Origin of the sequence: Brevundimonas faecalis, assembly GCF_040549405.1 — a bacterium.
Lineage (GTDB): Bacteria > Pseudomonadota > Alphaproteobacteria > Caulobacterales > Caulobacteraceae > Brevundimonas > Brevundimonas faecalis.
In genome coordinates this window covers 111,792-132,739 of the sequence record NZ_JBEPTF010000004.1, presented here as the reverse complement: position 1 = coordinate 132,739, position 20,948 = coordinate 111,792, and the positions used below count along the sequence as shown (strand labels likewise).

The 20,948-nt window shown below is 69.2% G+C and carries 18 protein-coding genes; 16 read left to right on the top strand and 2 right to left on the bottom strand.

Translation table 11 applies throughout. The features are described from left to right. Positions 1-61 precede the first annotated feature (61 nt). Positions 62-1,339 (top strand): isocitrate lyase, encoded by a 1,278-nt coding sequence (gene aceA, locus ABIE19_RS13975; protein WP_354089823.1) that lies wholly within the window; start codon positions 62-64, stop codon positions 1,337-1,339. Positions 1,340-1,368: 29 nt separating this feature from the next. Beyond that, positions 1,369-1,578 (top strand): hypothetical protein, encoded by a 210-nt coding sequence (locus ABIE19_RS13970; RefSeq protein ID WP_354089822.1) that lies wholly within the window; start codon positions 1,369-1,371, stop codon positions 1,576-1,578. An 18-nt stretch (positions 1,579-1,596) separates the two neighbouring features. Here the strand turns inward: ABIE19_RS13970 and ABIE19_RS13965 are convergent, their stop codons facing one another. Further along, the gene (locus ABIE19_RS13965; RefSeq protein ID WP_354089821.1) at positions 1,597-3,882 is read right to left on the bottom strand and encodes an ATP-binding protein; all 2,286 of its coding nucleotides are present in this window, start codon (positions 3,880-3,882) and stop codon (positions 1,597-1,599) included. A gap of 145 nt (positions 3,883-4,027) precedes the next feature. On the opposite strand from ABIE19_RS13965, the gene ABIE19_RS13960 reads away from it, so the two are divergent. The 7 genes from ABIE19_RS13960 (at position 4,028) to ABIE19_RS13930 (ending at position 11,470) form a co-directional block, all read left to right on the top strand. Further along, positions 4,028-5,452 (top strand): sensor histidine kinase, encoded by a 1,425-nt coding sequence (locus tag ABIE19_RS13960; RefSeq protein ID WP_354089820.1) that lies wholly within the window; start codon positions 4,028-4,030, stop codon positions 5,450-5,452. Positions 5,453-5,558: 106 nt separating this feature from the next. Further along, entirely contained in the window at positions 5,559-6,989 is a 1,431-nt protein-coding gene (gene pstC, locus ABIE19_RS13955) for a phosphate ABC transporter permease subunit PstC (RefSeq protein ID WP_354089819.1), read from the top strand. Then, the gene (gene pstA / locus ABIE19_RS13950) at positions 6,982-8,277 is read left to right on the top strand and encodes a phosphate ABC transporter permease PstA (protein WP_354089818.1); all 1,296 of its coding nucleotides are present in this window, start codon (positions 6,982-6,984) and stop codon (positions 8,275-8,277) included. Before pstC ends, pstA begins: the two co-directional genes overlap by 8 nt. Before the next feature lie 79 nt (positions 8,278-8,356). After that, positions 8,357-9,157 carry a phosphate ABC transporter ATP-binding protein PstB gene (pstB, locus tag ABIE19_RS13945; protein WP_354090091.1) on the top strand — a complete coding sequence of 267 codons (801 nt, stop codon included), beginning with the start codon at positions 8,357-8,359 and terminating at the stop codon, positions 9,155-9,157. A gap of 10 nt (positions 9,158-9,167) precedes the next feature. After that, entirely contained in the window at positions 9,168-9,911 is a 744-nt protein-coding gene (gene phoU, locus ABIE19_RS13940) for a phosphate signaling complex protein PhoU (RefSeq protein ID WP_354089817.1), read from the top strand. A gap of 49 nt (positions 9,912-9,960) precedes the next feature. After that, positions 9,961-10,650, top strand: coding sequence for a phosphate regulon transcriptional regulator PhoB (gene phoB / locus ABIE19_RS13935; protein WP_354089816.1), 690 nt, complete (start codon positions 9,961-9,963; stop codon positions 10,648-10,650). Between the two features lie 100 nt (positions 10,651-10,750). Beyond that, entirely contained in the window at positions 10,751-11,470 is a 720-nt protein-coding gene (locus ABIE19_RS13930; protein ID WP_354089815.1) for a CPBP family intramembrane glutamic endopeptidase, BDIM_20840 family, read from the top strand. A gap of 21 nt (positions 11,471-11,491) precedes the next feature. Here ABIE19_RS13930 and ABIE19_RS13925 read toward each other — a convergent pair whose 3' ends face one another. Next, positions 11,492-12,415 carry an Hsp33 family molecular chaperone gene (locus tag ABIE19_RS13925; RefSeq protein WP_354089814.1) on the bottom strand — a complete coding sequence of 308 codons (924 nt, stop codon included), beginning with the start codon at positions 12,413-12,415 and terminating at the stop codon, positions 11,492-11,494. 201 nt (positions 12,416-12,616) lie between these two features. On the opposite strand from ABIE19_RS13925, the gene ABIE19_RS13920 reads away from it, so the two are divergent. The 7 genes from ABIE19_RS13920 to ABIE19_RS13885 all read left to right on the top strand — a co-directional run bounded on the left by ABIE19_RS13920 (position 12,617) and on the right by ABIE19_RS13885 (position 20,944). Then, positions 12,617-13,144, top strand: coding sequence for a hypothetical protein (locus ABIE19_RS13920; RefSeq protein ID WP_354089813.1), 528 nt, complete (start codon positions 12,617-12,619; stop codon positions 13,142-13,144). 84 nt (positions 13,145-13,228) lie between these two features. Next, positions 13,229-15,118, top strand: coding sequence for a phosphoglycerate dehydrogenase (gene serA / locus ABIE19_RS13910; protein ID WP_435521152.1), 1,890 nt, complete (start codon positions 13,229-13,231; stop codon positions 15,116-15,118). A 97-nt stretch (positions 15,119-15,215) separates the two neighbouring features. Next, positions 15,216-17,018 carry an autotransporter domain-containing protein gene (locus ABIE19_RS13905; protein ID WP_354089812.1) on the top strand — a complete coding sequence of 601 codons (1,803 nt, stop codon included), beginning with the start codon at positions 15,216-15,218 and terminating at the stop codon, positions 17,016-17,018. Positions 17,019-17,429: 411 nt separating this feature from the next. Then, complete coding sequence (locus ABIE19_RS13900) at positions 17,430-18,086, top strand: M23 family metallopeptidase (protein ID WP_354089811.1); 657 nt, start codon at positions 17,430-17,432, stop codon at positions 18,084-18,086. A 63-nt stretch (positions 18,087-18,149) separates the two neighbouring features. Beyond that, the gene (locus tag ABIE19_RS13895; RefSeq protein WP_354089810.1) at positions 18,150-19,118 is read left to right on the top strand and encodes an ABC transporter ATP-binding protein; all 969 of its coding nucleotides are present in this window, start codon (positions 18,150-18,152) and stop codon (positions 19,116-19,118) included. Beyond that, positions 19,115-20,557, top strand: coding sequence for an ABC transporter permease (locus ABIE19_RS13890; protein WP_354089809.1), 1,443 nt, complete (start codon positions 19,115-19,117; stop codon positions 20,555-20,557). Before ABIE19_RS13895 ends, ABIE19_RS13890 begins: the two co-directional genes overlap by 4 nt. 99 nt (positions 20,558-20,656) lie before the next feature. Then, complete coding sequence (locus ABIE19_RS13885; RefSeq protein ID WP_354089808.1) at positions 20,657-20,944, top strand: hypothetical protein; 288 nt, start codon at positions 20,657-20,659, stop codon at positions 20,942-20,944. The last annotated feature ends 4 nt before the right edge of the window (positions 20,945-20,948 follow it).

The window sequence follows — 20,948 nt, the reverse complement described above, 5'->3', positions numbered from 1 at the left end:
GGCGTGATTGTTTCATCGGGACGGCGGCTCCGGCCGCGCTTTATTTGAGCCCGAGACGATCATGACGACCTTCGCTGACCTGGTTCCCTCGCCCAAGGGCCGCTTCGACGGCATCGAGCGCCCCTATTCGCCGGAGGACGTCCTGCGTCTGCGCGGTTCGGTGCCGATCACCTATTCCCTGGCCGAGCGTGGCGCCAACCGTCTGTGGGAGCTGCTGCACAGCGAGCCCTACATCAACGCCCTCGGCGCCGTGACCGGCAACCAGGCCATGCAGATGGTCCGTGCGGGCCTGAAGGCCATCTATCTGTCGGGCTGGCAGGTCGCGGCCGACGCCAACACCGCCTCGGCCATGTACCCCGACCAGTCGCTCTATCCGGCCAACGCCGCGCCGGAACTGTGCCGCCGCATCAACCGCACCCTGCAGCGCGCCGACCAGATCGAGCACGCCGAGGGCGGGGCCAAGCGTGACTGGTTCGCCCCCATCGTCGCTGACGCCGAGGCCGGCTTCGGCGGCCCGCTGAACAGCTTCGAGATCATGAAGGCCTTCATCGAGGCGGGCGCCGCCGGCGTTCACTTCGAGGACCAACTGGCCAGCGAGAAGAAGTGCGGCCACCTGGGCGGCAAGGTCCTGATCCCGACCCAGGCCCATGAGCGCAACCTGATCGCCGCCCGCCTGGCCGCCGACGTTTGCGGCACGCCGACCCTGACGGTGGCGCGCACGGATGCGGAATCGGCCCAACTGATCACCTCGGACATCGACGAGCGGGACCACCCCTTCATCGACCGCGAGAACCGCACGCCGGAAGGCTTCTATCGTCTGAAGCCGGGCACGGGCCTGGACCACTGCATCGCGCGCGGCCTGTCCTACGCCAAATACGCCGACCTGCTGTGGTGGGAGACCTCGCACCCCGATCTGGACGACGCCAAGAAGTTCGCCGAAGCCGTCCAGAAAGAGCATCCGGGCAAGCTGATGGCCTACAACTGCTCGCCCTCGTTCAACTGGGAAGCCAAGCTGGACAAGGAAACCATCGCCAAGTTCCAGCGTGAGCTGGGGGCCATGGGCTACAAGTTCCAGTTCGTCACCCTGGCCGGCTTCCACAGCCTGAACAACGGCATGTTCGAACTGGCCACGGGCTACCGCGATCGCGGCATGGCGGCCTATTCCGAGCTGCAGCAGCGCGAGTTCGCCAATGAGTCCATCGGCTACACCGCCACGCGCCACCAGCGCGAGGTCGGCACCGGCTACTTCGACGACGTCGCCACGGTCATCTCCTCCGGCCAGTCCTCGACCACGGCCCTGAAGGACTCGACCGAGACGGCCCAGTTCCACGCCGCCTGAGTTCCACGCCACACAGGAAAGGAAAAGACATGGAACCGCTGAGCAGACCCCAGGCCATCATCGACTTCTGTCTGGCCCCCCTGGGGCTCGACGGATCGGGCGAGGGCGAACGTGAAGTGCGCCGTCGGCTGGAGCACGTCATCAAGACCTTCCAGTCCAAGGCCTCGCGCCCCCTGACCGTGGACTTCTCCAACATGCCGAGCCAGGTCATCAACGAAGCGGCCCACGGCTACGAATAGGGGAGGGGAGCGCGCGCCTCAGGCCGCCTGAAAGGCGGTCTGGGGCGCCGTCGCGGCCAGTTCCTGCACCAGGGCCGTCAGGGTCTCGACATTGAACGGCTTGGCCAGATGACGGTCGGCGCCCGCCTCGGCGCCGGCCGTCACGTGTTCGGGCAGGGCGTTGGCCGTCAGCATGATGATCGGGACGCGCGGCCGTCCGGCCTCGCTTTCCAACCGCCGCAGCTCCCGCGTGGCGGTCAGGCCGTCCATGACCGGCATCTGCATGTCCATCAGGACCAGGTCGAAGCGCGAGCGGTCGAAGGCCTCCACCGCCTCGGCCCCGTTCTCGACCGTGACCAGGTCGAAGTCCATCGGGTCCAGGATCATCTCGATCAGGCGGCGGTTGGTGGGGTGGTCGTCGGCGGCCAGGATGCGAAGGCGTCGCGGCGTTTCGGCGACTGCGTCGACCGCAGCGGGGGCGGCGGGCGTCGGCGCCTCCGGCTCGGCCACGATGCGCAGCGGCAGGGTCAGGATGAAGGCCGCGCCTTGTCCCGCCGCGCTTTCGCACGCCAGGGCGCCGCCCATCATGTCCGCCAGCTCGCGACAGATGGCCAGCCCCAGGCCCGAGCCGCCGAAGCGGCGGGTGATGTCGCCGTCGGCCTGTTCAAAGCGGCCGAACAGCCGGGCGCGGGCTTCCTCGCTGATGCCGATGCCGGAATCGCGCACGACGAAATGCAGGTCGCGCAGTCCGGCCTGGACCGTCAGGCTGACGAAGCCGGAAGAGGTGAACTTGACCGCATTGGACACCAGATTGGTCAGGACCTGCTTCAGCCGCACCGCGTCGCCGCGTACCCAGATCCGGGCCTCTGGCGAGATATTGACCGAGAAGTCCAGGTGCTTCTCGCGCGCGGCGGAGGCGTAGAGGCGGCCGGCCTCCTCTACGGTGGCGGCCAAGTCGAAGGGCTCGTCGCACAGTTGCAACCGGCCGGACTCGACCCGGGCCAGGTCCAGGATGTCGCTGAGCAGGGCCTGAAGCGTGTGGCTGGAGGCCTGGATCAGGTCCAGCATCTCGCGCTGGCGCGGATCCAGCGTGGTGCCGGACAGGGTCTGGGCCACGCCGATGACGCCGTTCAGGGGCGTGCGGATCTCGTGGCTCATGTTCGCCAGGAAGCGGCTCTTGGCCAGGTTGGCGGCGTCGGCGGCGTCGCGCGCCTCGGCCAGGTCGGCCGCGTCGCGCTTCATGTCGGTGATGTCGGTGCAGACGGTGACGGTGCCGCCCCCGGCCGTCTTGCGGTCCTGGACCAGCAGCCAGCGGTCGCCGATCCTCTGTTCCATGGCGCCGGTCGGGTGGCGGCGGTGCGCCATGCGCTCCTCGATCCATTCCTCGGCCCGACCTTCGGCGCAGGGATAGAAGCCGGAACGCGCGCCCGCGCGCAGGATGTCGACGAAGGGAACCCCGACCTTCAGCACTGACGCGACCTCATGGTTCACGGCGGCGAAGCGGCGGTTCCAGATCAGCAGGCGGTCGTCCGAATCGAACAGGCCCAGGCCGTCGGGCATGGCGTCGATGGCCTCGCGAATCTGACCCAGCGAACTGTGGCGCGCCCACCAGACCATGCCGCCCAGAAAGGCCGCGATCATGGCGAGAAGGACGACGCTGACCGCCAGCCAGACCGTCATCGTGGCTTCGGCCGCGCCGCCGTGCGGCATGTGGGCGCCGGGCACGGGGTGCAGGGCCACTGCGCTCATGGCGGTGAAGTGCAGCCAGCAGACCCCCAGGGCGCCGAGGGCCGCGCCCAGGAACAGGCGCTTGACCCCCATCCGGCGCGGCAGGGCGCCGGCTCCGCCGATCAGGGCCATGCCGCCCGTGATCCCCAGGACGATCAGAGGAATGTTCCAGTGGATGACGGCGTCTTCGATGCGCAGGGCCGCCATGCCGATGAAATGCATGGCCGCCACCCCGGCGCCGCAGGTCAGGGCGGCCAGGACATGGGCTAGCCGGCTGTTCTCGACCAGGGCCAGGTGGATGGCGGCGGCGAAGGCCAGGACGATGATGATCAGGGACCCCGCCGTCAGCGGTATGTCGTAGCGGATCTGAACCCCGACCTCATAGGCCTTCATGGCGATGAAGTGGGTGGTCCAGACGCCCAGTCCCGCCACCAGGGGCGTCGCGATCAGATAGGCCCGCCGCGACCGTCGGGCCACGTGCCGCGCCCGACTATAAAGAGACAGGGCCACCAGCAGGCTGAAGGCGCAGACGAGGACGGCGAGCGGTAGGATCCGCCAATCATGTTGCTGAACCAGGCAGTTCAGTATGGTGTTCACGTCGCAAGCCCTCCGGACTGATGCAGACTGCCGCAAATCGGTGAACAAACTAGGCTATGCGCGAGGTTCGGTTGCGGGCGGCCGTCGACACGAGTCGCGCTTAGAATATCCGCAGTCGCTGAATAATGGGATAACGTCGCTTTCCATGCCCTATGAGCATTCGCCGTCGCCGGTCGCTCCGACCGCCTCGTCCCGTCTGTGGACCGCAGGCGCCAGCGGAGGCGTGGCGATCCTGGTCATGGCGGCCCTGGCGGTGATGAAGCCTGAACTGGCCGGATGGCTGGCGGCGGGCGGGGCGGCGGTGGCCGTGGCGACCTGGCTGGTGAACCGTCGACCCCCGGCGCCCCTGAGCGTGGCCGAGATCGAGGCGGCCGCGGCGGGCGACCTGACGCCGGACGCCAGCCTGCTGGCCGACGTCTTCGAGGCCCTGGGCGACCCCGTCCTGATCGTCAGCGGCGGAGAGGCCGACGACATCGCCGGCCGCCGCATCGTCCTGGCCAATGCGGCGGCGCGCGAGCTGTTTCGTCTCGGCGGGGCGGGCGGAGCCCTGCTGGTCTCGGTGATCCGCGATCCCAAGGTGCTGGAGGCGGTGGACGAGGCCCTTTTCGGCGGCGTCGGCGGCACGGTCGACTATGTCGGGGGCGGGGCGCAGGAGCGGCACTGGCGGGCGGTCGTGCGTCCTCTGCCCGCCCGCGACGCCTACAGCTGGGGCGCGGGGGCGATCGCCCTTCTGGCGCTGCGCGATGAGACCGACGCCCGGCGCATGGAGATGATGCGCGTCGACTTCCTGGCCAACGCCAGCCACGAACTGCGCACGCCCCTGGCCTCGCTGTCCGGCTTCATCGAAACCCTGAAGGGCCACGCCAAGGACGATCCCAAAGCACGGGACAAGTTCCTGGACATCATGGCCATCCAGGCCGACCGCATGGGCCGCCTGGTCGCCGACCTGCTGTCGTTGAGCCGGATCGAGTTGAACGAGCACATCGCGCCCCAGGGACGGGTGGACCTGTCGCGGGCGGCCTCCGACGTGGTCGACGCCGTCAGCGTCCTCTCACGCGAGCGCGGCGTGACCATCCGGGCGGACCTGGGGCAGGGCGGGGCCTCTGTCTCCGGCGACCGCGACGAGATCGTCCAGGTGATCCAGAACCTGATCGACAACGCCCTGAAATATTCCAGCAACGGCGGGACGGTCGAACTGACGATCGAGCGCGACCGCACCCTGGACGAGGCCATGACCGCCCGCATGGCCGAGGGCACGCGCCTGTCCCTGGCCACCCCGGACCGCGAGGCGGGCCAGCGCTACGCCGTGGTGACGGTGCGCGACCATGGGCCGGGCATGGCGCGCGAGCACCTGCCGCGCCTGACGGAACGCTTCTATCGCGTCGAGGGCCAGAAGAGCGGCGAGCGTCAGGGCACCGGCCTGGGCCTGGCCATCGTGCGGCACATCATCATCCGCCACAGGGGCGGGCTGACGGTGGACAGCGCCCTGGGCCAGGGGGCGATCTTCGCCGCCTGCTTCCCCGTCGCCCCTGCGCGAACGATGGAATCCACAGGCGGACCTACGCCGTAACAGAACTGTCACGCAGCCGTCGTAATCCGCTCGCCAATCGCAGGCAGTTTCCGGGCCGAAACGCACCGGACCCGGCGCGTTCTGATTCACGCGCGCACGGACCCGGATGCTCTGGATTTTCCTGTTACTGCTGATCGCCTTTTCCGTGCTGGCCTATCTGGGCGGGCGCGGCCTGGCGGCGCGTCGCGGCGCCGGCGTCCGTTCGCACTCGCGGCCCGGACAGCACGGCTTCTACGCCCTGATCTGGGTCGGCGTCCCGGCCCTGGCCGTCCTGGCGGCGGCCTCCATCTTCTCGACCCCGCTGGAGCGGCAGATGCTGGCGGCCGGCGCGCCGGACAGCGTGACGCAGCTGGAGCCCTTCCGTCGCGAGGCCTTCTTCTCCGACGCGCGCCGCATCGGCCACGGGCTTGAGGCCCAGCAGATCTGGCCCGCCCCCTTCGCCGAGGAGCTTCCGGCCGAGGGGCGTCGCGCCCATCGCATCCAGTCGACCCTGAACTGGGGCGGGGGCGTCGCCGCCCTGATCGCCGCCGTCCTGGGCGGCCTGTTCGTCTTCACCCGCATCCGTCCGGACCTGCGCGCGCGTAACAAGGTCGAGGGCTGGATCAGCGTCGTCCTGTTCGCCTGTTCGGCCGTGGCGGTGCTGACGACCGTGGGCATCATCTTCTCCCTGGTGTGGGACAGCCTGCGCTTCTTCTCCTCCGTGCCGATCACGGAGTTCCTGTTCGGGACCAAGTGGAGCCCGCAGATGGCGATCCGCGCCGACCAGGTCGGCTCGTCCGGCGCCTTCGGGGCCGTGCCCCTGTTCGCGGGCACCTTCCTGATCATGATCATCGCCATGCTGGTGGCGGGTCCGATCGGTCTGTTCTCGGCCATCTATCTGTCGGAGTACGCCGGTCGCCGCACCCGCGCCGTGGTCAAGCCGCTGCTTGAGGTCCTGGCGGGCGTGCCGACCGTGGTCTACGGCTTCTTCGCCGCCCTGACGGTCGGACCGGCCTTCCGCGTCTTCTTCAACTCCATCGGCGCCATGCTGGCCGGCGGTCCGCTGGACGGGCTGGGGCAGTACCTGTTGCTGGTCCAGAACCAGATGGCCCTGGTGGCGGGCGCGGTCATGGGGATCATGCTGATCCCCTTCGTCAGCTCCCTGTCCGACGACATCATGAACGCCGTGCCGCAGTCCCTGCGCGACGGTTCCTACGCCATGGGCGCGACCAAGTCCGAAACGGTCAAGAAGGTGCTTCTGCCGGCCGCCCTGCCGGGCATCGCCGGGGCCTTCCTGCTGGCGATCTCGCGCGCCATCGGCGAGACCATGATCGTGACCATGGCCGCCGGCCTGGCCGCCCGCCTGACGCTGAACCCGCTGGAGACGGTCACGACCGTCACCGTGCAGATCGTCACCCTGCTGACCGGCGACCAGGAGTTCAACAGCCCCAAGACGCTCGCCGCCTTCGGTCTGGGCCTGACCCTGTTCGTCGTCACCCTGCTGCTCAACATCGTCGCCATGCGCATCGTGCAAGCCTATCGGGAACAGTATGACTGACGCCGCCTCTCCCTCGACCGGCGTCAGCCCGCGCACCCAGCGCCTGAAAGCCCGCCTGCGCAGCCGCTATGGGCGCGAGACCCGCTTCAAGTGGTACGGCCGGGCGGCCATCGGCTTCGCCCTGGTCTTCCTGGTGATCCTGCTGGGCAGCATCATCATGCAGGGCCGCACGGCCTTCTACACCCACAGCGTGACCCTGCCGGTCTACATGGACGCGTCGCGCATCGACCGCTCCTATCCGCAGGGCGCGAACTTCGAGCAGATCGTCGCCGAGCAGCAGTTGCGCCGCCTGGGGGTCCAGGACGACGCCCAGGGCTCCAAGGCCGCGGCCATGAAAGCCCTCTTCTCCTCGGAGCTGAAGTTCCAGGCGGCGAACATGATCGCGCGCCAGCCCGGCCTGCTGGGCCAGACCGTGCCTGTCGTCGCGCCGTTGTCGGACGACGCCGACCTCTATCTGAAAGGCGAGATCACCAAGGCCACGCCCGAGGATCAGCGCCGCGTCAGCAACGAACAGATGGCCTGGCTGGACCGGATGAAGGCCTCTGGCTCAATCCGCGCCCACTTCAACACCGCCCTGTTCACCAAGGGCGACTCGACCCAGCCGGAACTGGCGGGCCTGCTGGGCGCCGTGGTCGGTTCGGCCCTGATGCTGCTGGTCACGGCCCTGATCGCCATTCCGGTCGGCGTCGGCGCCGCCGTCTGGCTCGAGGAATATTCGCCGCGCAACCGCATCACGGCGATCATCGAGGTCAATATCAACAACCTCGCCGCCGTGCCCTCGATCGTCTACGGCCTGCTGGGTCTGGCCCTCTTCATCAACTTCATGCACCTGCCGCGCGCCAGCCCCCTGGTCGGCGGTCTGGTCCTGGCCCTGATGGCCCTGCCGACGGTGATCATCGCCACGCGTTCGTCGCTGAAGGCCGTGCCGCCCTCGATCCGCGAGGCCGCCCTGGCCATGGGCGCCAGCCGCACCCAGACGGTGTTCGGCCACGTCCTGCCCCTGGCCATGCCGGGCGTCATGACCGGCGCCATCATCGCCATGGCCCACGCCCTGGGCGAGACGGCGCCCCTGCTGCTGATCGGCATGATCAGCTTCGTGCCGGGCGTGCCTCACGCCATCGACGAGCCGGTCGGCGCCCTGCCGTCCCTCATCTATATCTGGGAGAACGCGTCGGAGCGCGCGTTCCACGAGCGGACCGCCGCCGCCATCCTCGTGCTCCTCGCCTTCATGATCGTCATGAACGCCGCCGCCATCCTGCTGCGTCGGCGCTTCGAACGCCGGTGGTAATCCTATGAAGTCCCGTATCTTCCGCGCACCCGAAGGCCAGGCCGGAGGCGGTTCCGCCGCCGAGGCCGGAACTCCCGGCATGGTCGCCCCGACCGTCGGCGCCCACGCCTCCGCGCCGCTCGGCCCGGTCAAGATCGCCGCGCGCGACGTCAGCGTCTTCTACGGCGAGAAGCAGGCCCTGTTCGGCGTCTCCCTGGATATTCCGGACAAGACCGTCACGGCCCTGATCGGCCCGTCGGGCTGCGGCAAGTCGACCTTCCTGCGGACGATGAACCGCATGAACGACACCATCCCCGGCTGCCGCGTCACCGGCGAGATCGAGATGGACGGCGGCGACATCAACGACCGCAAGATCGACCCCGTGCTGCTGCGCGCCCAGGTCGGCATGGTGTTCCAGAAGCCGAACCCCTTCCCCAAGTCCATCTACGAGAACGTGGCCTACGGACCCAAGATCCACGGCCTGGCCTCGTCCAAGGGCGAGATGGACGACATCGTCCAGAAGGCGCTGAAGCGCGCCGGCCTGTGGGACGAGGTCGCCGACCGCCTGCACTCGCCGGGCACCGGCCTGTCGGGCGGTCAGCAGCAGCGTCTGGTCATCGCCCGCGCCATCGCGGTCGAGCCGGAAGTCATCCTGATGGACGAGCCCTGCTCGGCCCTGGACCCGATCGCCACGGCCAAGATCGAGGAACTGATCGACGAACTGCGCGAGCGCTACTGCATCGTCATCGTCACCCACTCCATGGCCCAGGCGGCCCGCGTGTCGCAGCGCACGGCCTTCTTCCACATGGGCAAGCTGGTCGAGACCGGCGACACCGAAGAAATCTTCACCAACCCGCGCGAGCGCCGCACGCTCGACTACATCACCGGCCGCTTCGGCTGAGGACCCGACGATGAACCAGCATACGGTCAAGGCCTACGGGGACGAGCTGAACCAGCTGACGGCCGAAGTCGTCCGCATGGGCGGCCTGGCCGAGGCCCAGGTGGCGGACGCCATCGAATCCGTGGCCCGTCGCGACGTGGCCCTGGCCAAGGCGGTGATCGAGCGCGACAGCCGCCTGGACGCCCTGCATCGCGACATCGAGAAGAAGTCGATCCGCCTGATCGCCCTGCGCCAGCCGGTGGCCTCGGACCTGCGCCGGACTCTGGGCGCCATGAAGCTGGCCTCGGATCTGGAGCGGACCGGCGACCTGGCCAAGAACATCGCCAAGCGGGCCCTGATCCTGGCCGAGGGCGAGCCGATGCAGGTGCTGACCCGCTCGATCGAGCGGATGGGCCGCCTGGTCTCCACCCGCCTGCGCGACGTGCTGGACGCCTACACGGCTTCGGAGGTCGAGCGCGCCCAGTCGGTGTGGAGCACCGACGACGAGGTGGACGAGCACTACAACGCCCTGTTCCGCGAACTGCTGACCTATATGATGGGCGACCCGCGCACCATCACGGCCTGCACCCACCTGCTGTTCATGGCCAAGAACCTGGAGCGGATCGGCGACCACGCGACCAATATCGCCGAGACCGTCTACTATGAGATCACGGGCGAGGACCTGCTGGGCGAACGGCCCAAGGCCGTCCCCGGACCGGGCGAGGAAGCCACGCCCACCCCCCATCTGTCGCCGACCGACTCGGCGGCGGACTGACCGCCTGCCTGCTGCAAGCTGACGACTTCGACCGACCGGAGAGCCTGACGTGCAACCCTATATTCTGGTGATGGAAGACGAGGACGCCCTGGCCACCCTGCTCCAGTACAATCTGGAAAAGGAAGGCTATGACGTGACCGTGGCCGCCGACGGGGAGGAGGGGCTGCTGCAGGTCGACGAACGTCTGCCCGACCTGGTCCTGCTGGACTGGATGCTGCCCAAGCTGTCGGGCATCGAGGTCTGCCGCCGCCTGCGCGGACGGCCAGAGACGCGCAACATGCCGATCATCATGCTGACGGCGCGGGGCGAGGAGACGGACCGCGTGCGCGGCCTGGACACCGGCGCCGACGACTACATGACCAAGCCCTTCTCGATGACCGAGCTGACGGCCCGCATCCGCGCCGTCCTGCGTCGCATCCGTCCGGGCCTGGCCGACGACCGCATCAACCACGCCGACATCGTCATCGACCGCGTCGCCCACCGCGTCCGGCGCGCGGGCAAGGAGGTCCACCTGGGCCCGACCGAGTTCCGCCTGCTGGACCACCTGATGAAGCATCCGGGCCGGGTCTTCAGCCGCGAACAACTGCTGGACGCCGTCTGGGGCTCGGACGTCTATGTCGAGGCCCGCACCGTCGACGTCCACGTCGGCCGCCTGCGCAAGGCGCTGAACGTCGAAGGCACGGTCAACCCGATCCGCACCGTCCGCTCGGCCGGCTATTCGCTGGACCTGAACAACTAGGCCGGGCGCGCCGGCGACGGTCGGCGCGTTAAATTTCGGTCATCCGCATCTGTAGCCGGGTCGCGCCGCCTCATGATGAGAAATCATGGGGAGAGGGGCCATGCCTGACGCAGTCATAGCCATGTTCGGATGGGTCGGCGCCGTCGCCCTGGGCGGTTTTCTGGCGGCGATCCTGATGAAGGGCCGCGTGCAGTGGGCCTGGCTGATCGCGGCCCTATTGCTGACGGCGGTCTATGACGCCGTGCTGACGCGCGGCTACGGCCATATCCCCCTGTCGTTCGGTTCGTCGGACTGGAACTGGGAGGGCAAGGCGATGGCCGTCCTGCTGTCCCTGGTCGTGGCCGGCCTGCCGATCATCGGCTGGCGGCGCGCGGGCCTGACGCTGAAGCAGGATCGTCGGGGCCTGACGGGCGCCCTGGTTCTGTCCGGACTGTTGGTCGCCCTCTTCCTGGGATTGGCGCTCTATTTCCCGGGGCAGGGGTTCGATCTCGACAGCCTGGCCTTCCAACTGACCATGCCGGGACTGGACGAGGAGCTCTTCTATCGCGGCGTGCTGCTGCTGATGCTGAACGAGGCCTTCGGCAGGCCGGTGCGCATCCTGGGCGCGCCCATGGGCTGGGGCGCGGTCTTGTCGTCGCTGGCGTTCGGCCTGACCCATGCCCTGGGCTATGCGGACGGCGGCTTCACGTTCGAGCCGTTGCTGATGGTCTCGACAGGAGGAGCGGCCCTGCTGCTGGTCTGGCTGCGCGAGAAGACCGGCAGCGTCCTGCTGCCGATCCTCCTGCACAACTACGGCAATGCGATCTTCATGCTGGTCTAGGACCCGGACCCATGGACGGGCCTAGGCGACCGGCTGTTCGATCTCGCTCGGATCGATCTCATAGACGGTCGAGCAGTATTCGCAGGTCGCGCGAATCTTGCCGTCCTCCTCGATCATTTCGGCGCGGTCCTCCGCAGGGAAGGACTGCATGACCGCGACGATCCGCTCCTTGGAGCAGCGGCAGACGGCGGCCAGGCCTTGGGCGCCCTCCAGCCGCACCCCGTCCTCGTGGAACAGGCGGAACAGCAGGGTTTCCGGGCTGATGGTCGGATCGATCAGCTCGTCGTCGCCCAGGGTGGCGAACAGGGCGCGAGTGCGCTCCCACACCTCCTCGGTCGAGCCGCGGGCCTCGTCGCCGGCGATGACCTGAATCATGGCCCCGCCCGCGCGCCAGGCGGTCCCGACCTCGGTCGTCGCCTGACCCACGGCCAGACGCACCTTGGTCGGCACCTGCTCCGACTGGGTGAAGTAGTGCTCGGCGCACAGCGACAGGCTCTCGCCCTCGATCGGGGTGATGCCCTGAGTGCGTTCGAAGTCCTCGCCCCGGTCGATGGTCATGATGAAGACCCCCTTGCCCAGCAGGGTCTGTGCGCCGGGCCGGGCGAAGCCCTCCGAAGCCTTGGCGACCTCGTCGGGATCGAAGCGGCAGAAGCCGCGCAGGGTCCCCGCCGTGTCGTAGTCGGCCACGACATAGCGCACCGGGCCGTCGCCCTGGGCCTGGACGATCAGCCGCCCTTCGAACTTCAGCGCCGAGCCGACGATGGCGGCCAGGACGCAGGCCTCGCCCAGCAGGGCGGCGACCGGTTCGGGATAGTCGTGGGCCGACAGGATCCTGTCCACGACCTCGCCCAGGCGGACCAGGCGGCCGCGCACGGGCCAGCCCTCGATCTGGAAGGCGGCGGCGAGGTTGTCGGTCAGCGAGGCGGCGGGCGCGTGATCGGTCACGGCGGTGATCCTGAAATCTGGAGGCGAACTGTCGGAAGCGGCGCAACATAGGGAGGCCTCGCCCGCATTGTAAGGGGCGCGGAACAAGGACGCAGGACCGGGGCGAAGCCTTGCAGCTTGGCCGTTTGTGAAGGAACCTCCGGGCGTCCGGTTCGCTCCTGTCATGACGACGACGTTCCGTAGAAAAGAGGTTTCCCGCCGATGGTTCAGCAGTTCAACGCCGTGGACGAGGTCCGCAAGCATCCCGGGATCGCCGTGGGCGTGGTCGCCGTCCTGGCCGGGATCGGCCTGGCGACCATCCTTCTCAATCAGCGCACCGGTCCGACCCGGTACGAGCGCATCCGCGAGCGGATGAGCCCGCGCGGCTGGTTCGACGCCGAGGCCCTGCGCCAGAGATTCGACGACATCGCGCGCGGCGTCCGTCACGGCGCCGACGACCTGGGCCACAGGGCGGCCGACCTGGGCGGCTACGCCGGGGATCGCGCTGGACGGTTCGGCGACGAGGCCCGGGCGAGGGCGGAGGAGTGGCTGCGCCGCTCCCGCAAGAAGACGCGCAAGCCCATGCGCCGCTACGCCAAGCAGGCCCGTCGCTACGCCGAGGACGCCGGCGACTTCGCTCGCGATCACGCCAAGGAGGGCGGCGCCCTGCTGGCCGTGGCCGCCATCGCCGCCGCCGTGGGCGCGGCGGCGCTCGAGAACCGTCGCCGCGGCGGCATGGGCAAGCTGTGACGCTTTTGGAAAAATCGTGCGGAAAGGGGCGCTGAGGCGCCCCTTTTTATTGCTGCAACTGCGAAGGTCGGCTAGGTGCGGGGCATGACTTCGCCCGTTTTCATCTTCGACTTCGATTCCACCCTGGTGCGCGTCGAGACGCTGGAAGCGCTCGCTGACATCGCCCTGTCGGACGCGCCCGACGCGGCGGCGCGCAAGGCCGAGATCGCCGCCCTGACCGACCAGGCCATGAGCGGCCAGGTCGCCTTCGAGGACGCCCTGCGTCGGCGGCTGGAGCTGCTGTCGCTGAAGCGAAGCCATGTCGAGGCCCTGACGGACCGCATCCTGGACGAGGCCACGGCCTCCATTCGCCGCAACCTCGACTTCTTCGAGCGTCATGCGGAGCGGGTCTACATCCTGTCCGGCGGCTTCCGCGAGGTGATCGCCCCCCTGGCCGAGCGGCTGGGGATCGCTCCGGATCACGTCCTGGCCAACGACCTGGTCTATGACGACGAAGACCGGGTCGTCGGGGTGGACGAGGCCAACCCCCTGTCGCGCGCCGGCGGCAAGCCCGAGGTGATCCGGGCGTTGAACCTGGCGGGACCGGTGGTCATGGTCGGCGACGGCTGGACCGACGCCGAGGTCAAGCTGGCCGGCGCCGCCGACCGCTTCCACGCCTTCACCGAGGTGGTCAGCCGCCCGAAGGTGGTCGAGGTCGCCGACGCCGTCGCCGCCTCCCTGGACGAGGTCCTGTTCGTCGAGGGCGTGGCCGGGCGCTGGTCCTATCCGCGCAACCGCATCCGCATGCTGCTGCTGGAGAACATCCACCCCGCCGCCGTCGAGCGGCTGGAGGAGGCCGGCTATTCCGTCGAGACGGTCAAGGGCGCCCTGGACGAGGACGACCTGATCGAGGCGATCAAGGGGGTGCACGTCCTGGGCATCCGCTCCAAGACCAACGTCACCGCTCGCGTGTTGGAACAGGCCGACCGCCTGCTGGCCGTGGCCGCCTTCTGCATCGGCACCAACCAGATCGACCTGGAGGCCGCGGCCGCCCATGGCGTGGCGGTGTTCAACGCCCCCTATTCCAACACCCGCTCGGTGGTCGAGCTGGCCATCGGCCTGACCATCGTCCTGATGCGCGACGTGGCCGACAAGTCGGCCGCCATGCACAGGGGCGAGTGGAACAAGTCGGCGACCGGATCGCACGAACTGCGCGGCAAGACCCTGGGCATCATCGGCTACGGCGCCATCGGCAGCCAGCTTTCGGTCCTGGCCGAGAACCTGGGCATGCGGGTGGTCTTCCATGACCTGTCGGAACGGCTGGCCCTGGGCAACGCCCGGCGCATGCGCTCCCTGGATGCGCTGCTGGCCGAGGCCGACGTGATCAGCCTGCACGTCGACGGCCGCAAGGAGAACAGCCTGATCATCGGCCCCGCCCAGTTCGCCAGGATGAAGCCCGGCGTCCTGTTCCTGAACCTGGCGCGCGGTCATGTGGTGGACGTGGACGCCCTGACCGAGGCCCTGCGGTCGGGCCGGGTCGCCGGCGCCGCCGTCGACGTCTTCCCGGAAGAGCCGCGCACCAATTCCGACCCCTTCGACAGTCCCCTGCGCGGACTGAAGAACGTCATCCTGTCCCCGCACATCGGCGGCTCGACCGAGGAGGCGCAGGAATCCATCGCCGAGTTCGCGGCCGAACGCCTGCTGGGCTACATGAACCGGGGCGACACCACCTTCTGCGTCAACCTGCCGAACGTGCAGTTGGCCGAGGTGTCGCGGGCCCACCGCCTGCTGCACATCCACCGCAACCAGCCCGGCGTCCTGGCCGAACTGAACCGCGCCCTGTCGGACGCGGGGCTCAACATCCTGGGCCAGCACCTGAAGACGGACGAGCGCACCGGCTACGTCATCACCGACGTCGATCGCGACTACGACCCCGAGGTGCTGAAGGTCCTGCGTGACCTGCCGGGCACAGTGCGGTTCAGAATGCTTCACTGATCGCTGTTCAGCTTCCCTTGGGGCATCTTGCGCTGACGGCAAAGCGGCGCATCCTCCCGATAACGACCGCATACTGACGGTCGAGGGAGGAACACCGATGTCTCGTCTTCTTCGCGGAGCCGCTCTGGCGGCCCTGACGCTGGCCGCCGTTTCGGCCGCGGGCGCCGCCGGGGCGCAAACCTACAACCGCCTGGTCGTCTTCGGCGACAGCCTGTCGGACAACGGCAATCTGCGTCTGGCCAGCGGCGGGACCACGCCCGCCTCACCGCCCTACTGGCAGGGCCGTTTCTCTAGTGGGCCGGTCTTCACCGAGCGCCTGGGCTTCAACACCGCCAACTTCATGGGACCGGTGACGGGCAGCATCAACTACGCCTTCGGCGGCGCGCGCACCGACAGCCAGGCGTCGCCGCCGGGAATGCGCGTCCAACTGGCCCAGTATCAGGGACGGGGCGGGACCTTCGGGGCCAATGACCTGGTCAGCATCCTGGGCGGCGCCAACAACATCTTCCAGGGCCTGCCGGCGGCGGGCGCTTCCGCCAATCCGCAGGGCGCCATCGCGCCGGTCGCCCAGTCGGCGGCGACGGACGTCAACTTCATCGTCAACGCCGTGGCCCAGGCCGGGGCGGGGACGGTTCTCGTCACCAACCTGCCGAAGCTGAGCCTGACGCCCCAGTTCCGGAACACCCCGGCGGCGCCCCTGGCCGACTACGCCGTCACCACCTTCAACGGCGCCCTGCTGACGGGTCTGGCCACTACGGCGGCGGCGCGGCCGGGCACGAACATCATCATGATGGACCTGTTCAAGGTCGGCGACGTCATCGCAGGGAACCCCACGGCCTTCGGCGTAAGCAATGTGACCCAGGCCTGCTTCAACGGCGTCACGGTCTGCGCCAATCCCGACGACTACTTCTACTTCGACGGCGTCCATCCGACGGCCAAGGGTCATGCCGTGATCGCGCGCCTGGCGACCGACTACCTCTACTACGGCGACCTGGGCAGCCAGACCGCTGTCCTGGGCGAGACGGCCTGGCGCCATCGCGAGGACGCCCTGGACGGCTCGACCGCCGCCCTGTCGGGCCGCGAGGCCTGGACGGCGGGCACGGCCATCTCGGTCGGCGCCCTGGCGGACCGGACCAAGACGGACGCGCGCGGCGCGATCGGGGAGGCCAAGTCCGACGGCTACGGCGTGCGCATCGCCCTGGAGAGCGGGACCGAAAGCCTGCGCTTCGGCCTGGCGGGCTCCTATCGCAATGCGGACGTCGACGCCGGCGCCCTGAACGCCGAGGTCGACAGCTTCGGACTGGACGTCTACGGCGGCTGGCGGTCGGGGAACCTGTTCGTCAACGCGGCGGCGGGCGTGGCCCAGGACGACTTCGACGACGTCAGCCGTCTGACCAGCCTGGCGCCCATCGTCCACACCGGTTCGACCCGGGGCGTCTCGACCGGGGCGCGGGTGCAGGGCGGCATGTGGTTCGACATGGGCGGCTTCGGCGTCTCGCCGCGCGCGGCCCTGGCCTGGATCAACAGCGACGTGGACGGCTTCGACGAGCAGGGGCCGGCGGCGCAGTACGCCTACGGCGACCGTTCGGTCCAGGCCCTGACGGCCGAGCTGGCCGTCCGCGCCGAGGGCGGAAGCGACCGCGTCCGCTTCTATGTCGAGGGCGGCTACCGCGACAGCCTCAGCGACGACAGCGACGCCGTGCGCACGGGCATCGCGGGCAATCCCGCCCACGTCCTGGCGCGCGAGGTCGAACTGCCCTTCGGCGGCCAGTTCCTGGCGTCTGCGGGGCTGGAGGGCAGGGTGATGGACCGCCTGAAGGTCAGCATCGGCTACAAGGGCCGCTTCGGCGACCAGGCCGACAGCCACATGGGCGCCGTGCAACTGACCCTGCCGCTGTAGGCGCGCTTTACGCACACGAACTCCTCCCCTGCGAAGCGGGGGAGGGGGACCATGCGAAGCATGGTGGAGGGGGCGAAGGATCGGGCGCCGGTTTCTGCGTTTGGGGCGACGCGGCGATGGAAACAGATTGCGCGTTGCATCTGTGGCTCGCCCCCACCACCACTCCGTGGTCCCCCTCCCCCGCAGGCGGGGGAGGAGTTCGCCGCACCCTTGAGGGGGGGCTTTGGCGGCAGTTCCCCCCGTGCGACGCCGTGTCGCCCCTTCGGCGCCCCATTCAGGTCCCGGTGTAATTGCAAAGGACGGTCAAATCGGCCGTCGGCGATCGACTATCTCGCCATCCACGCCGCCTGTCCGGCGTGATCATGACGGCTTCTCCTGCTCAGCATGAGCGTCAGGAGCTGTGTCCGCAGCATGCGTTTCATTCCCACGGCCGCCCGGCCGTATGTCGTTCGTTTCGGCCAGACCGGCGTCGTGGCCGCCACCGCCCTTCTGGCCATGGCCGCCGCCCCCCTGGGCGCGGTCGGGGCGCCGCCGCCGGCCGACGACCTGTCGGTTCCCGCCCCGCCGCCCGTCACGGCGGTCGCTCGTCCCGCCGGGCCCGTCACCCGCAAGATCGTCTTCGAGGCCCCGTTGAAGGGCTATCGCATCAACTCCCCCTTCGGCCTGCGCAAGCTGTCGATCGAGGCCAAGGCCCGGGCGCACAAGGGCGTGGACATCGCGGCGCCCAAGGGAACCGGCGTCTATGCGACGGCCGAGGGCCAGGTGGTGCGCGCCGGCTACCAGGCTGGCGGCTACGGCAACTTCATCGAGGTGAAGCACCCCAACGGCATGAGCAGCCTCTACGGCCACCTCAGCCGCATCGACGTCCACACGGGCAAGGTCGTCGCGGCGGGCGAGCGGATCGGCCTTGTCGGCTCCACCGGCTATTCGACCGGCCCGCACCTGCATTTCGAGGTGCGCCGCGACGGAATCCAGGTCAATCCGGCCAAGGTCGTGGGCCAGAGCTTCAACGTGAAGACCCGGATGCCCGATCTGCCGCCCCCGGATCATGACGAATTCGTAATGTAAAACTCCCTTTCCATGGCGCCCGCCTCGCCGCTAGATTTCGTCTCCAAGACGAAGGGCGAAGACATGACAGCGGCTTTGAGGCTGGACGGGGTCAGCAAGAGGTACGGCGCCTTCCAGGCGGTGTCGGACCTGAGCTTCGAGGTCGAGAAGGGAAGCATCTGCGGCTTCCTGGGGCCGAACGGGGCGGGCAAGACCTCGACCCTGCGGATGATCCTGGGCCTGCAGCCGGCGACCAGCGGCCGCATCGACATCCTGGGCGAGGATGACGGGCGCAAGGTGCGCGACCGCATCGGCTTCCTGCCGGAGGAGCGCGGCCTCTACAAGAAGATGACGCCGGTGGACGCCATCGCCTTCTTCGGCGGCCTGAAGGGCCTGCCCCTGCCCGAAGGCCGCCGTCGCGGCCGCGAGATGCTGATCCAGATGGGCCTGGGCGAGGCGCAGAAAAAGAAGATGAAGGAGCTGTCCAAGGGGATGGCCCAGAAGGTCCAGTTGATCGCCTCGGTCGTGCATAAACCCGAGTTCGTGATCCTGGACGAGCCCTTCTCCGGCCTGGACCCGATGAACCAGCAGGGGCTGGAGGCCATGATCCGCGCCCTGGCCGCCGACGGGGCGACGGTGCTCTTCTCGACCCACGTCATGCAGCATGCAGAACGCCTGTGCGACAAGGTGGTGCTGCTGGCCCGGGGCCGTAAGGCGTTCGAGGGCACGGTGGACCAGGCGCGGGCGACCTCGCCCCGCTTCCTGGAGCTGGAGGGCGCGCTGGACCTGAACGCCGTGGCGGCCCTGCCGGGCGTCGACGGCGTCGAGACCCTGGCCGAAGAGGGCGGGGTGCGATCCCTGCGGGTCGGCCTGACCCCGGGCGCCGAGGCCCAGGCCGCCCTGCGCGCCGCCTTCCTGGGCGGGCTGGACGTCCGGCGCTTCCAGATGAAGGAGCCGACCCTGCATGACGCCTTCATCGCCCTGACCGGCGACCATCCGGACGAGGACCAGTCCGTCTCCAAGAACGACACGAAGGCGGAGGCCGCCCGATGAGCCGCATGCTCCTGATCGCACGCCGCGAATTCCTGGCCTACGCCAAGACGGTCGGCTTCTGGCTGTCGCTTCTGGCCTTCCCCCTGTTCGCCGTCCTGGGCGGCGCCCTGCCGGCCCTGATGAAGCACGCCGAGCCGATGCGCGCCGTCGCCGTCGTCGACGAGACGCCCGCCGGCTCCGGCGTCGCCGAGGCCGTGCGCCAGGCCCTGGCCGCCGAACAGACCCGGGCCGACATCGCGGCCCTGCGCATGGCCGCCGTGCCCGAGGCCGGACCGGCCGGGGGCGATCGCGTGCGCCAGATCGCCGAGCGCGACGGCTTCGCGGCCGGACTGGCCGCCCTGAAGACCGAGGCGCCGCGCGCCGCCGAGGGCTTCAAGACGCCCAGGCGGTCGTTCGAGCTGGTGAAGACCCCCGCCGACCTGGCCGCCGCCGCCCCGGGCGAGGCGCGCGACGCCCTGGCCCGCCGCTATGTCGGCGACGACGCGCCCAAGGCCGAGCGCCTGAACGCCGTGGTCTTCCTGACCGAGGCCGAGGGCAAGCCCGCCGCCCGCGTCTGGGCCCATCGCGCCACCGACGACGTAGTCGAGGACGCCGTTCGCGAGGCCCTGAAGGGCGCCAACCGCAGCCGGGTCTTCGTCGCCGGCGGGATCGACCCCGCCGTCGTGACCCAGGCCGAGCGCTTCCGTCCCGAGGTGTCGGTCTTCTCGCCCCGCGCCGTGTCGGGCGGCGAGGTGTCCTTCCGCGACAAGCTGCCGGTGGTGGTGGGTCTGGCGGTCGGCTTCATCCTCTGGTCGCTGATCATCACCGGCGCCTCCATCCTGCTGAACAGCGTGATGGAGGAGAAGTCGAACAAGATCCTGGAGGTCCTGCTGTCCTCGGCTTCCGCGACAGAGATCCTGGCGGGCAAGGTGCTGGGCGTGGCCCTGCTGACCCTGGCCATCCTGCTGGCCTGGGGCGGCATCGGCGCCGTCGGCCTGATCGCCGCCATGCCCGAGATGGCGCGGGACGTCGGTTTGGTGCTGCTGACCGACGGCCTGTTCGTCTACTTCCTGCTGTTCCTGGTGGGCGGCTATCTGATGTATGCGGTGCTGTTCGCGGCCATCGGCGCCTTCTGCGACACGCCGCGCGACGCCCAGACCCTGATGGGGCCGATCATGATGGTGCTGATCGTGCCGATCCTGGTCATGCAGATGGCGATCCGCACCCCCGACGCCATGGTGGTGAAGATCATGAGCCTGATCCCGCCCTTCACCCCCTTCGTCATGGCCGCCCGCGCCCCCAGCGGACCGCCCCTGATCGAGATCGTCGGCGGCCTGGTCGGCATGTTCCTGTTCGCCGCCGTCATGGTCTGGGCGGCGGGCCGCGCCTTCCGCGCCGGCGCCCTGTCCGACGTGAAGCTGAGCTGGAAGAGCTTCATCGGCGCCGTCGCGGGGCGGTGAGGGCGGCAACCGACCTGCATCGAAAATCCTTGGGCCTTGCATGAAGGATGGACCCGACGCACCCATAGGGCGGGCTTCGATCCTTTCAGGAGAAGCAGGATGATGCAGACGATGAGCCGCCGGACGACCGGCCTTTGGCGTCTGGGGCTGTGGGGCGGAATCGCAGCGATTCTGGCGGCGCCGCTGATCGCCATGCGCTTTACCGACGAAGTGGCCTGGGGCGCCGCCGACTTCCTGTTCGCGGGCGTGCTGCTGGTCGGGGCCGGACTGATGTTCGAACTGATCGCCTGGCGGACGCGCAGCCTGCGGTTGCGGCTTCTGCTGGGCGGCCTGCTCCTGGGGGCCGTGCTGCTGATCTGGGCCGACGCGGCCGTCGGCGTCTTCTAGGGTT

Bases quoted from the DNA above. Each gene is read 5' to 3' on its own strand.
- ABIE19_RS13895 (WP_354089810.1), top strand. From the start codon at position 18,150: ATGACAGCGGCTTTGAGGCTGGACGGGGTCAGCAAGAGGTACGGCGCC.
- ABIE19_RS13970 (WP_354089822.1), top strand. From the start codon at position 1,369: ATGGAACCGCTGAGCAGACCCCAGGCCATCATCGACTTCTGTCTGGCC.
- ABIE19_RS13900 (WP_354089811.1), top strand. From the start codon at position 17,430: ATGCGTTTCATTCCCACGGCCGCCCGGCCGTATGTCGTTCGTTTCGGC.
- ABIE19_RS13960 (WP_354089820.1), top strand. From the start codon at position 4,028: ATGCCCTATGAGCATTCGCCGTCGCCGGTCGCTCCGACCGCCTCGTCC.
- ABIE19_RS13885 (WP_354089808.1), top strand. From the start codon at position 20,657: ATGATGCAGACGATGAGCCGCCGGACGACCGGCCTTTGGCGTCTGGGG.
- serA (WP_435521152.1), top strand. From the start codon at position 13,229: ATGACTTCGCCCGTTTTCATCTTCGACTTCGATTCCACCCTGGTGCGC.
- pstC (WP_354089819.1), top strand. From the start codon at position 5,559: ATGCTCTGGATTTTCCTGTTACTGCTGATCGCCTTTTCCGTGCTGGCC.
- phoU (WP_354089817.1), top strand. From the start codon at position 9,168: ATGAACCAGCATACGGTCAAGGCCTACGGGGACGAGCTGAACCAGCTG.
- pstB (WP_354090091.1), top strand. From the start codon at position 8,357: ATGGTCGCCCCGACCGTCGGCGCCCACGCCTCCGCGCCGCTCGGCCCG.
- pstA (WP_354089818.1), top strand. From the start codon at position 6,982: ATGACTGACGCCGCCTCTCCCTCGACCGGCGTCAGCCCGCGCACCCAG.
- aceA (WP_354089823.1), top strand. From the start codon at position 62: ATGACGACCTTCGCTGACCTGGTTCCCTCGCCCAAGGGCCGCTTCGAC.
- ABIE19_RS13905 (WP_354089812.1), top strand. From the start codon at position 15,216: ATGTCTCGTCTTCTTCGCGGAGCCGCTCTGGCGGCCCTGACGCTGGCC.
- ABIE19_RS13890 (WP_354089809.1), top strand. From the start codon at position 19,115: ATGAGCCGCATGCTCCTGATCGCACGCCGCGAATTCCTGGCCTACGCC.
- ABIE19_RS13920 (WP_354089813.1), top strand. From the start codon at position 12,617: ATGGTTCAGCAGTTCAACGCCGTGGACGAGGTCCGCAAGCATCCCGGG.
- ABIE19_RS13930 (WP_354089815.1), top strand. From the start codon at position 10,751: ATGCCTGACGCAGTCATAGCCATGTTCGGATGGGTCGGCGCCGTCGCC.